A 12363-nucleotide genomic window follows, 5' to 3' on the forward strand; every position below is an offset into this window, starting at 1 on the left:
CGACGGGCGGGACGTCGAGGGGAGCGCCGCCGGGGAGGAGGCCGGGCGGATCACCGGGCGTCACCCGCCCTCAGCTCCCGCACCGACCCCACGCGGCCCGTCCACCACGCCTGTGCCGCCGCGATCCCGACGGTGACGGCCACCACGGCCAGCGCCGGCACCAGCAGGGACACCGGATCGGTGCGCAGCACCGCCCGCCCCGCCGGGGACGAGGAGGCGGAGACGGCGACGGTCGTCAGGTCGATGCCGGGCGACAGCAGCCGGACGGCGGCCCACGCCGTGACGGTGCCGCCGGCCGCCGCGAGCAGCGCCTGCGGCAGGGACTCCAGCACCAGCAGGCGGCGGCCCTGGGCGCGGGTGAGGCCCATGGTGCGCAGCCGGGCCAGCAGCGCGGCGCGTTCGGGCGCGGCCCGCAGCAGGGTCAGCAGCAGGGCGAGCACGGCGTACCCGGCGCCCGCCGCCACCGCCGCGGTGTAGACCCGCTCGGCGCCGGACTGCAGGGGCGAGTCGACGTACTTCGCGAACTGTTCCGCGCGCAGCCGCACCTGCGCGGCGCCGCCCGCCGCCTCGCGCAGCGCGCCCGCGTCCGGCCGGTCGCCGGTCACCAGCAGCGCGGTCGGGCGGCCGGGCCCGTCGGGCAGCCCGGAGCGGTCCACGACCAGGAAGTCCAGCCCGGCCAGCGCCGGGGTCCGCTCACGCACCGCCACGATCCGTACGGTGATGTCGGCGCCGTCGTCCAGGCGCACCCGGAACCGCCCGGTGCCGTGGCGGTCGGCGACCTCGGGGGAGGCCAGGGCGGGCAGGGGCCCGGAACCGGACGCCTTCAGCCCGTCCGGGTCGAAGGCGCCGATGCCCGTGTGCCGGCTGAGGGCCGCGTAACCGGCGGGGTCGACACCGGCCACCGGCACGGTCGGGCCGCCGCCCGCGGGCCGGCCGTCGTAGGAGACGCTCACGGCGGTGACGTCCCGCACACCGGGCGCGCGCCGGACCCGGTCGGCGAGACCGGACGGCAACGGCCGCATTCCCTCGACACGTGCGTCGGCGCCGACGGCGAGGACGGCCGCGCGGTCCCGGGCGTCGGCCACCCCGGTGAGGACGGAACCGCCGAAGGCGGCCGTGGTCAGCGCCGTCAGCAGGGCGAGCAGGGGCAGCACCGCGGACCCGGACGCACGGCCCGCGCGGGCCAGCGCCAGCGGCCCCACCACGCCCCGCAGCCGCCCGGCGGGGCGGGCCAGCCCGCGCAACGGCCACGGGTACAGACGGACCAGGACCAGCGCGGCGACCATCCCCACCAGCACCGGGGCCGATGACACCAGCCCGTCCCCGGACGCCCCCTCGCCGTCCGGCGCGCCGCGCGTGCGCAGCGCGACGACCGCGCCCGCCGCCAGGGCGAGCAGCGTGAGTTCGGCGACCGTGCGACGCCGTGACGGGCGGACCGAGACGAGGTCGTCACGGGCGGCGTGCACCCGCACCGCGCGGTGCGCGGCGACGGCCCGCAGCGGCAGCGCCGCACAGGCGAGCAGGGCGACGGCACCGGCGGCGGCCACCGCGTACGACGACCGGCCCCCGTCGACCACGAGCAGGGCGGCGGCCAGGCCCAGGGCGGCCGCCGGCACGGCGACCACCGCCGTCTCCGCCAGCAGCCGGCCGGTCAGACCGCGCAGGGAGGCGCCGCGGGCGCGCAGCAGGGTCAGCTCGGCGCGGCGCCGGTCGGCGGCGAGACCGCCCGCCATGAGCAGGACGACGGCCGCGACCGTGCCGGTGCCGAAGGCGGCGACGGCGACCAGGGGGCCGATGACGGAGCGCAGCTCGGTGTACCCGGCGAACACCTCGCCGAGCGAGGTCTCCGCGTCCACGGCCGGCGAGGCGGCGGCACGGGCCCGCCGCAGCAGCGGGCCCGCCTCCAGCGAGGCGACGGCCGACGTCAGCCGCGGCAGGTCGTGAGCGCGCAGGGCGGACACCTCGGGGGCCAGCGTCCAGTACCGCTCGGGGAGCCCGCCCGTGCCCAGCAGCACCGGCGCCGCCTCCGGGGGCAGCAGCAGCGCGCCGGACCAGAACACGCTGCGCTGCGGGTCGCCGGGGACGGTCAGCAGGCTCGGGCCGCGCAGCACGGGGGTGGCCGACCAGTACGCCCCGCGCGGCGCGAGCGGTTCTACGGTGCCGGTGACGCGCACCGCGAGCGGGGCGCGCTCCACACCGGGCACGTGGACGACCGAGCCCACCTCGATGTTCAGCTTCCGGGCCGTCTCGGTGGTGACGGCGGCCTCCACCGCCGGAGTCGCCGCGTCGACGCCGTCCGGGGCCGCCGGCAGCCGGCCCTCCCGCACCCGCGCGTGGCCGGCGAGTCCGCTCGGGGCGACGAGGTGGAACTCCGGGGCGATCCCGTCCGGCCGGGACAGGTACGGGTCCGGGGCCGCCAGCCGCCGGGTGGTGCGCACCCCGTGGGACGACTGCCCGGGGTCGAGCGGGAGGAAGCGGCCGGCCAGGGCGAAGACCTCGGCGTAGGCGCCGCGCACGGCGTCCGGGCGCAGCCGCGCCTCCCACTCCTCGTACGGCATGAAGGCGCTGTCCTGGGAGGCGTACAGCTGGACGGCGGTGCGGCCGGGCCCGGCCGCCTCCAGCGACCGGCGCAGCCCCGCGTCGCCGTACCGGTCGACCGCGAGCGGCAGCGCGGCGGCCAGGAACGCGGTCACCGCCACCAGCAGCGCGAGCGCCGCCGCCGCACCGGGAGCCGACCGCAGCCGGGTCCGCACCCAGGGCGCGACCGGCCGCGCCCGTCCCGGAGTCCGCACGGTCACGTCACTCGCCTCCCGTTCCCGCGGCGGTACGGCCGTGACGAGCGGCGGTGGCCAGGGCCGTGGCGGTGGCGGCGGGGAGCGCCGGGCTGCCACAGCGCCGGGTGCGTGCCCGTGGGGCTCGTACGGTCAGGACGCTCACCCTCGTTCGCCTCCCCGTTCCCGCAGCGACGTCACCGGGTCCGCCCTGCGCAGGGCCAGTACGGCCGTGATCAGCAGGGGTGCCGCGGCCACGGCGGCCAGGAGGACGGCGACCCGGGCGGGCGGCAGCTCCACCAGGACCCCGGGGACCGGGCGGGTCGCCTCCGCGGTCAGCATGACCAAGGGGATCACCGCCCGGGCCAGCACCGCGCCGAGCAGGACGCCCACCGCCAGCGCCAGACCGACCAGCACCCCCTGCTCGACGAGGACCACCCGGGCCAGCCGCCGCCGGGAGGCGCCGAGCGCGCGCAGCACCGCGAACTCGGCGGACCGCTCCCGCAGCGACCCCGTCGCGCTCACCGCGAACCCGACCGCCGTCAGCGCCGCCGCCGCGAGGGCCGCCGCCCCGAACACCGTGCCCGGCCCGGCACCGAACGGGTCGTCGCGCAGCTCCGCGGCGATCTCGTCCCGCACCACCACCCGGGACGGATCGACGTCGGGCCGGTCGCGCAGCGCCCCCGCCACCCGCGCCGACGCGCCCGGCTCGGTCGCCAGCCACCACTCGTTCGGCGGCACGCCCTCCTCCTGGCGCGCCTGGATCGTCCGGTTGACGGACCGCAGGTCGACGAGGAGGGCCCCGCCGTCGTCCTTCCCGCCGGGCGGCGCGGACGGCAGCTCCCGCACCGCCCGCACGATCCGCACCGGCACGGTGGCCCCGCCGAGCCGCACGTCCACCCGCTGCCCCGGACGCGCGCCCGCGGAGGCGAGGTAGCGGTCCGTCGCCACGGCGGTGACCTCGGCCGGTGGCGGCTGCGGCACCTGGAGGCCGACCGTGAGCGGCGAGGGCCGCCAGGCCAGGTCCGCGGGGAGGTGACCGGTGCCGTAGACGACGGTCGTCGGGTCGCCGGGGACCACACGGGGCGGGACCGGGCCGGTGTCCCCGCCGGGGGAGGACGCCGTACCACCGGCACGGACGGACACCTTCCACCCGGCCGGCGGCGACAGTTCCCGGTCCCGGCCGCCGGCGTCCGTGGCGGTCAGCGCCGCCAGGGTGAGGCGGTGCCGCTCGGCCTTCCCGACGGGCTGGGGCAGCTCCAGCCGGAGCCCGGTCAGTGTCAGCGCGCCCGGCGGCGCCTCGGCGGCCGCCCCGAGGTCGAGGGTGAGGTCGTGGGGGCGCCCGTCGGCGCGCAGCCCGCCGAGACCGAGCGCGTACGGGGTGCCGTAGGAGTCCTCCACGGTGGCGGTGACGTCGACCGGGGTCCGCGCGTCCGCGCCCCGCAGCGCCGCCGTCAGCGTCAGCCGCGCGGTGCCCGCCGGCACGCGGACGCCCACCGCGGCGCCCTTGGGCGACAGCCCGGACACCAGCGCGCGCGACGGCACAGGCGCCAGGTCGGAGCGCATCAGCAGGGTGTCCGCCGCGTGCGCGGTGTCCAGCGCCAGCACGGTCGCCGTCCGCCCGCCGGACAGCGGCACGGTCGTACGGAAGGCGGGGGCGGCCGCGCGTACGCCGGGTACGGCCGCGTACGCCTGACCGCGGCCGAACGCCTCCTCCCCGGCGGCCAGGACCCGCACCGGCGCACCGGCCCGGAAATCCGCCTGGTCGTCCTGCGAGCGCTCCCACGAGGAACCCCGGCCGATCGCCAGCATGCCCAGCGCCACGGCGAGCACCAGCAGCAGCACCGGCCCGGCCCCGCGCATCGGGCGGCGGCCGAGCTGCCAGCCCGCCAGCGCCCCCGGCAGCCCGCGGCCGCGCGCCGCCCGGCGCTCGGCCAGCCGCGCCACCGGCGGCAGCAGCCGCAGCGTCAGCACCGTACCGGCGAGCAGCGCCAGCGCCGGGGTGATCACGAGCAGCGGATCGACGCCGAGGTCCTCGCCGACGGCACCGGAGGGCCGGCGGCTCAGCCGCCAGTACGCCACACCGGCCACCACCAGCAGACCCACGTCCGCGCCCGCGCGCACCACGCCCGGCAGCGGCTCGGTACGGCCGGCCGTGAAGGAGGAGACGAGCGCCGGGACCGTGACGGCCAGCGCGCAGCCCAGCGCCACACCCGCCGCCACCAGCCACACCGTGCCGCGTCCGGCGACCGCGCCGACGGAGGTGTCCAGGTGCAGTCCGATCCGGGCCGGCGCGCCCTGCCCGGCCAGCAGCCGGGTGAGCGGTCCCGCGAGCAGCGGGGCGCAGGCCGCCGCGGGCACGGCCAGCAGCAGTGCCTCCAGGGCGGCGAGCCGGGCCACCTGGGCGCGGGAGGCGCCGCGGGCCCGCAGCAGCCGGGTCTCGTCCGCGCGTTCGGCGCTCAGCAGCCGGGCCACCAGCAGCAGGGCGCACGCGGCGAGGAGGGCGAGCTGGACCGTGATGACCAGCAGTGTGGAGCGGGAGACGAGCAGGGAGCGTTCGATGCGGTCCAGCGCGGCGGGCAGCTCGCTGGTGGCGGTCGCCGTGCCGTCCAGCGCCTCGGCCTCGGGCAGGGTGGCGACGCCCCGGCGCACCGCCTCGCGCAGCGCGTCGATCCGCCCGGTCGTCATCGCCGAGAAGCCGGCCGACGCCAGCCAGCCCGAGGGGCCCGTGCTGACGTCGCCTCCGGCGAACACCGCGGGGTCGGCGAGCAGGGGGCCGTACGTGGTGAAGTGCCCCTGGACGATGCCCCGGCCGTTCAGGTCGTCCAGCCGCCAGTAGGGCGCGGCGGTGTCCACGGGCCGGTACAGGCCGGTGATCCGGACCGTCACGGGCGGCCCGTCGAGCCGGTCGTCCAGGGTGAGGCGGGCGCCCGGCTCCAGGGCGAGGGCACGGGCGGCGGTCTCCGGGAGGGCGGCCTCGATCCCGGTGCCGCCGCTCTCCGCGGGCATCCGGCCTTCGGTGACGCGCACCTGGGTGCGGTCGAGCGCGGCGAAGTGCGTGAGGTCGGGTTCGTCCGCCTCCGCGCGTGCGCCCGGCGGCCGGAGGGAGCCGGGCAGGGCGTACGGGCCGGAGCGGGTGAGGGTGCGCAGCGTCACCGGCAGTCCGTCGAAGGCCTTCCGGGCGCCTTCGCGTACGGCGGTGTCGGCGGCGGTGCGGCGGTCCGGCGGGACGGCCTCCGCCTCGACGGTGAGCGTGGTGTCGGCGGCGTCGCGGGGGGCCGCCAGGGCGTGGCGCAGGGAGGCGTCGCCGACGGCGGTGGAGTAGGCGGTGAGGGTGGCCAGGACGGCCGTGGTCAGGAGGACGGTGAGGAGGGCGGCCGCGAGGAGGGGTCTGTGCGCGTGTGCGCGGGCGAGCACGAATCTCGCCGAGCCCCCTGCGGATGGCACCGCAACCCCCCGTGGTCGTCCGGACCCCCGGGTGATGCTGTCAGAGGGGTGTGGCGGAGGTAACCGTTCAGGGGGTGGGCTTGACCGGATTGTGATCGGAATGCGGGGACGGATGACCGGAATGTGGTCGGGGGTGGGGGAGGGGTTCTCCTCGCCCCCGCCGCCCCTTCCCGTCCCGTCCGTTCCCAGGGACTCCGCCTCCTGGACCCCCGCTCCTCACACGCCGGAGGGGCTGTTTCAGTCCGGGGAGTTGATCATCGATGCCGCCGCGTACGTCATGTACTTCCACAGGGTCTGTTCGTGTTCCTCGGACAGGCCCAGTTCGTCGACGGCGTCGCGCATGTGCTTCAGCCAGGCGTCGTGTGCCGCCCGGTCGACCTTGAACGGGACGTGGCGCATCCGCAGGCGCGGGTGGCCGCGGTTCTCGCTGTAGGTGGTCGGACCGCCCCAGTACTGCATGAGGAACAGCGTCAGCCGCTCCTCGGCCGGGCCCAGGTCCTCCTCGGGATACATGGGCTTCAGCAGCGGGTCCTCGGCCACCCCCTGGTAGAAACGGTGGACGAGCCGGCGGAAGGTCTCCTCCCCGCCGACCTGCTCGTAGAAGGTCTGCTCCTGAAGCGTGCCGCGCCGAATCTCTGTCACGCCGTCCATGGTCTCAGACGCGACGGCATAGGACTCGAGGCCTAGGACCGCCCTCCCGCGGAGGCACGGGCGGACGGGACCGTGAGCCCGCGGGCCGCGCGGAGGGCCCGCACGCGCTTCCCTCGGTCGACCGGATCGGCGCGGCCTGCGCCCCGCCGTCCGTCCCGCGCGCCCGGCTCGCCCGGTGCCGTCCGGGCGGGCGGATCCTCGCCCCGTTCGCCACCGGCCTGGTCGCGCGCACCGTGCGCGACGCCGGGCACGCCGAGGGGCGCTTCCCGCACACGCCCGCCCGCTTCGTCCCGCTGCGCGGCGCGAGCCGGTCGTCGCAGGAGCGGCCCGATCTGGAAGGGCTGCCGGCCGCGGTCCGGGGGAGCGGTCTGTTCCGGTTCCTGCTGCCGCTGACCGCCGACGCCCTCGTACCGGGGAGGTGTACGGCCTTTGGGAGCGTGAGGGGAGGCCGCAGCGCGAATGCTGCGGCCTCACGGTCGGCGCCGGGGGCGGCCGCGCTTGGCCGGACGACCCCGCAGGGCCGCACGTCCGGCCAATGCCCGGCCGCGGCCCGGGGGAGGTGTACGGCCTCTGTGAGCGTGAGGGGAGGCCGCAGCGTGAACGCTGCGGCCTCACGTCGACGCCGGGGGCGGCCGCGCCTGGCCGGACGACTCCGAAGGGCCGCACGTCCGGCCGGTGCCCGGCCGCGTAGGGCCGGGTTCAGCCCCGGCGGATGGTGATCGTCGTCCAGGCGCCCACGTGGACCCGGTCGCCGTCCTGGAGCGGGACCGGGACGAACGGCTGGATCGGCTCGTCCGAGCCGTTGACCGTCGTGCCGTTCGTCGAGTTCTGGTCGACGACCGCCCACGTGCCGTCCGGCTGCTGCACCAGCACCGCGTGCTGGTGGGAGACGCCCGGGTCCTCCGGCGGGGTCGACAGATCGATGTCGGGGGTGTCGCCGGTGGAGTGGCGGCGGCGCCCGATGGTGATCTGGTTGCCGGTGAGCGTGCGCTGCTGCTCGGGCGAGTACGCGGGCAGGTTCAGGCCCGCGGCCTCGGGGCCGGAGCGCTGCATCATCGCCATGAAGTACTCGCGGTCCGGACCGATGGTCGCGGTCCAGGTCGCCGGGCCCTGCGGCTGCCGGGGCTGCTGCGGGAAGCCGCCGGGTCCGGGCGGCGCCTGGGTCGCGCCGGGCTGCGGGTAGCCGTAACCGCCGCGCTGACCGGGGCCGTTCGGACCGCCGGGACCGGGACCGGGACCGGGGCCGCCCGGGCCACCGGGGCCGCCGGTCGGCGGGGAGATCACCCAGTCGTTGTCACCGCCGCCGAAGGGCGGCCCGCCCGGCTGGGGGCGGCCGGTCTCCTGCGGGAATCCGGGCGGGGCCGGAGGCCCGGACTGGAACGCCTGCGGAGCACCGGGGCGGTTCGGGCCACCGGGGCCACCGGGACCGTTAGGTCCTCCGGGGCCACCGAAGCCTCCGGGACCGCCGGGACCGTTCGGACCACCAGGACCGTTGGGCCCGCCGGGACCGCCAGGCCCACCGAAGCCCCCGGGACCGTTGGGTCCACCGGGGCCACCGAAGCGGCCAGGCCCGCCAGGTCCGCCAGGTCCTCCGGGACCGTTCGGCCCACCAGGCCCACCAGGCCCACCAGGCCCGTCGGGACCACCGGAACCGCCAGGCCCGCCGGGACCGCCGAAGCCGCCGGGGCCGGACGGACCCGGTGGGGGCGGTACAGGTCGTGAGGGGTCGCCGCCGAAGCCGGGCGGGCCCGGCGGGATCGGCTCGGCGGGGCGGTTCACCTGCGAGGGACGCGAGCCCTGGTAGTCGAACGAGTCACCGCCGCCGCCGTACGACGGTCCGCCGGGCGGCTGCTGGAAGGGCCCACCCGGACCCTGACCCGGCCCCTGACCCGGGCCGGGGGCCGGCGGACGCGGGGCGGCCGGGGTGTACGAGGTCGCCGTGTTCGTCAGGAAGTTCCACCGGCACTCCTCGCAGAACGGCGCCGCGCCCTCACGCGGCGTACGGCACTGCGGGCACAGCTCCTGCGAGCCGCCACCGGGGCCACCGAAACCACCAGGACCACCGGGGCCGCCGCCAGGGCCGCCCGGCGGCGGGAATCCGTAGCCGCCGCCGGGCGCGGGCGGCGGGGGAGGAGGTGGGGGCACGGCACCCGCCATGCGGTGACCGCACACCTCGCACCAGTCGTCGGAACCCGACTGGTGTCCGTTCGGGCAGGTCGGCATGTCGGCGCTTCCCCCTCTCCTTGTCCGGCCGGTTCCGGCCGGTTTCTCCAACCCCGAGGGGTCAGGCTCGGCTACTTACGGATCACTTCTTTACACGAACAGTCTTTGTCGACCGAGTCTCGAGCGTCATCTCGTCGGCCTCCTCGACCTTCGCCTTCAGTCGCACAGTACCTGTCGCGGCATCGACCACGTCCACTACCTTCGCAAGCAGTTTCGCAGTATCCGCGTTGCCGGACGCGCTCGCGAGCTGCACGGCCCTGCCCAGTTTGGCCGTCGCTCCGTCGATATCCCCCTCTTTGCGCAAATCCAGACCCTGTTGGATGACTTCCGCCAGTTCCGCCTGCCCGGTGTAGTGGGCGACCTGGGGATTGATCGACGTCGAGGCGACCACGTCGTCCGTCCACACGGCCCGGACCAGACCCTGCGCCCCGAGGCTGCGCACGCCGCCGTCGGACGGCTGCGGGATCACCAGCGACAGCCGGGCCGCCAGCATCTCCTGCCCGATGCCCGCGGGCGGCACCTCGACGCAGACGTGGTAGTCGCGGGACTCGTCCCCCCAGGAACCCAGCGGGTAGTCGCCCGCGCGCGGACCCGCCTCCGTACGGCGTCCGGTCAGCTCCTCGACCGTCGGCGCGACCTGCTTGACGAACCTCACCGTCGTGCCGACCGGGGTCCACAGCCTCAGCGAGACGTCCGCGACCTCCTTGCCCATCGCCGTCTCCATCATCCGCGTGAAGTCGGCGGCGAGACCGGCCGGGTCGGCGACGATGTCGGCGGTGCCGAGGAGGGCGGAGGCGATGGCTGTGACTTCTTTCACTTCCCAGTCGGTGCCCACCCCGCGGGCGTCACAGGTGAACCGTCCGGCGCAGGCGTCCAGGGCCGCCTTCAGGTCCTCCGCCGACTCGTGCTCGTTGCGGCCGTCGGTGAGCAGGATGCCGTGCCGGATCGCCACGTCCGCCGACGCCAGCAGCCGGTCGGCCAGCCGCAGCCAGGTGCCGATCGCCGTGCCGCCGCCCGCGCTCAGCTTCCGCAGCGCCTGCTTGGCCTGCTCACGGGTGGAGGCGTCGGCGACCGCGAGGCCGCCGGCGCCCGGATACACCTCCTTGGCCACGTGCGTGCCGCCGACCACCGCGAAGTTCACGCCGTCGCGCAGGGCGTCGATCGCGGCGGCCGTGGCGTCGCGGGCGTTGCGCATCTTGGTCGGCGGGTAGTCCATCGAGCCCGAGCAGTCGACCATGAGGACCACGGCCGCCGACGGCCCCTGGCCGGGTGAGTAGAGATGGGGTGCCGCCACCGCGCTGCCGACGGTGCCGCCGCCGGTCGCGGTCACCGTGACGATGGCGTGGACCTCGCGGCCGCCCTCCGGCAGGTACACGTTCTGGTTCACGTCCACCGAGAACTGCGGCACGTTCGATTTCGAGAAATTGGCCATGCCTGTTCGCTCCCCCTTGGCTGCCCCGGCGGCGCGGGGCGACGACGGATGACGGACCGGTCCCCTCCGGTCCGTCGAGGCTTCCCCGTGCGAGGCGTCCCGCAAGCGGCCTCAGGCCGATCCTGCCCCCTGCGGGACGGCCGGGAACGGCACGAGGGCCACTGTTACGTTGTCGTGGCCCCCGCCGTCGAGGGCGTGACCGACCAGCACCCGGGCGGCGTGCAGCGGCCGTACGGCCGCGTCCGCGGGCACGGCCCCGGCCATCTCGTCGGCCGACTCCGCGTAGTTCCACAGGCCGTCCGTGCAGACCACGACCACACCGGGCCGGTCCGGCTTGAACGAGGCGGTGTGCGGCTCCAGTTCGTACGCGTCGGCGCCGAGCCAGCCGGTGATCGCGTGCGCGCGCTGGTCGGCGTACGCCTCGGCCTCGCCCATCAGACCCGCGGCGACCATCTGCGCGGCCCACGAGTCGTCCTCGGTGAGCCGGGCCGCCGGGGCGGAGCGGTCGACCGGCACCCAGTAGACGCGGCTGTCGCCGACCCAGCCGACCACCAGCAGACCGGCCGTCACCACGGCGCCGACGATGGTGCACGCCGGGGCGTTCTGGTGCGGGGCGTGCTCGCGGGCCCCCGCGGGCTCGTCGGCCAGCGCGTTGACCGCGTCGGCGGCGGCGACGATCGCGTCGTGCATCGCCGTCTGCGGGTGCGTGCCACGCGGCAGGGCCGCGAGCAGGGACTCGTTCGCCGCGCGGGAGGCGGCGAGTGACGCCTCGTCGGGGCGGGTGGCGGAGGAGACGCCGTCGCAGACGATCGCCACGGAGGCGGGGGAACCGTCGGGCAGCGCCGTGGTGCTCACGGCGAAGGCGTCCTCGTTGCGGTGGTGGCGCAGGCCGCGGTCGCTGACCGCGGCCACGGGGCCGTGGTCCTGTTCCATGTGGTCCCGTTCGCGAGGCTGGGCGTGACCGCAGTTCTCGCAGTAGCCGTCGTCGTCGACCCGGCCCGCACGGCAGGCCACGCACACCGGTGCGCCACCGGCGGCCGGAACCGGCTCGGCCGCCGCCTGCTCGGCCGCCACCCGCGGGTCCGGCGCCTGGAGCGGGTACTCGTCGGGCTGCGCGGCCGGTCGGTCGGCGGCGGCCCGCTCCTCCGACCGCGCACGCCGGTCGAAGCGCACCCCGGACGACGGTACGGGGGGTTCCGCGGGCGGGGGCGGCGGTACGGCACCCGTCGCCGCGGGGGTGCCTTCGGCACGGGGCGCGGGCACGGGCGTCACCTGCGCCGGGGACGACGACACCGGGGCGCCCTGGGCCGGCGGAGGCGCGGGGGCGTCCGGGGCGGGGGGTGCCGGTGGTGGCGGCATGGGGGTGCCTTGGGCCGGTGGGGATGCGGGGGCGCCCGGGGCGGAAGGTGGCGGTACTTGGGCGCCGGGCGCTGGGGGTGGCGTCACAGGGGCGCCCTGAGTCGGCGGGTATGCGGGCATGTCCGGGGCGGCCGGCGGCGGCAGTGGGGTGCCGGGTGCCGGAGGCGGCGGTACGGGCGTTCCCCTGACCGGTGCCCCATGGCCGGCCGACGTGTCGGGCACGGGGGCGGCGGGGCCGTCCGGGACGGGCCAGGCCGGTGCGGCGGGCGGCGCCGACGGAGGCCGGGGCAGGCCGCGCTCCGCCGGGGCCTGCGACGGCACCGCGCCGTTCAGGGCGATCGTCGGCTCGTCCCGCGGCCGTGCGGGGACCGCGGACAGGTCGTATCCGCACGCACCGCAGAAACGGTCACCCGACTCGAGGGGCTCCTCGCAGCTCGGGCACTTCGACAGAGCGGCCTGCTGAGGCATCTGCGACATCAA

Annotated in this window: 6 protein-coding genes; all 6 read right to left on the reverse strand. The window is 77.2% G+C overall.

All coding sequences use genetic code 11. The annotated features are described in order from the left end of the window. Positions 1-50: 50 nt before the first annotated feature. Complete coding sequence (locus ACH5AO_RS04445; RefSeq protein ID WP_398921657.1) at positions 51-2798, reverse strand: FtsX-like permease family protein; 2748 nt, start codon at positions 2796-2798, stop codon at positions 51-53. A 135-nt stretch (positions 2799-2933) separates the two neighbouring features. After that, complete coding sequence (locus ACH5AO_RS04450) at positions 2934-6188, reverse strand: FtsX-like permease family protein (RefSeq protein WP_398921659.1); 3255 nt, start codon at positions 6186-6188, stop codon at positions 2934-2936. A gap of 267 nt (positions 6189-6455) precedes the next feature. Further along, entirely contained in the window at positions 6456-6869 is a 414-nt protein-coding gene (locus ACH5AO_RS04455) for a globin (RefSeq protein WP_398921661.1), read from the reverse strand. A 699-nt stretch (positions 6870-7568) separates the two neighbouring features. Continuing rightward, positions 7569-9092: an FHA domain-containing protein gene (locus ACH5AO_RS04460; protein WP_398921662.1), complete on the reverse strand. Its 1524-nt coding sequence runs from the start codon at positions 9090-9092 to the stop codon at positions 7569-7571. An 82-nt stretch (positions 9093-9174) separates the two neighbouring features. After that, a complete protein-coding gene (locus ACH5AO_RS04465; protein WP_398921664.1) occupies positions 9175-10524 on the reverse strand; it encodes a VWA domain-containing protein in 1350 nt (449 codons plus the stop codon). Positions 10525-10635: 111 nt separating this feature from the next. Next, on the reverse strand, positions 10636-12360 hold the full coding sequence (locus ACH5AO_RS04470) for a PP2C family serine/threonine-protein phosphatase (protein WP_398921666.1): 1725 nt from the start codon (positions 12358-12360) through the stop codon (positions 10636-10638). Positions 12361-12363: the final 3 nt, after the last annotated feature.

This window comes from Streptomyces sp. NPDC018964 (genome assembly GCF_044390325.1).
Taxonomy (GTDB): domain Bacteria; phylum Actinomycetota; class Actinomycetes; order Streptomycetales; family Streptomycetaceae; genus Streptomyces.

Coding starts and splice junctions, on each gene's coding strand:
- ACH5AO_RS04455 (WP_398921661.1), bottom strand. CDS start 6,869: ATGGACGGCGTGACAGAGATTCGGCGCGGCACGCTTCAGGAGCAGACC.
- ACH5AO_RS04460 (WP_398921662.1), bottom strand. CDS start 9,092: ATGCCGACCTGCCCGAACGGACACCAGTCGGGTTCCGACGACTGGTGC.
- ACH5AO_RS04465 (WP_398921664.1), bottom strand. CDS start 10,524: ATGGCCAATTTCTCGAAATCGAACGTGCCGCAGTTCTCGGTGGACGTG.
- ACH5AO_RS04470 (WP_398921666.1), bottom strand. CDS start 12,360: ATGTCGCAGATGCCTCAGCAGGCCGCTCTGTCGAAGTGCCCGAGCTGC.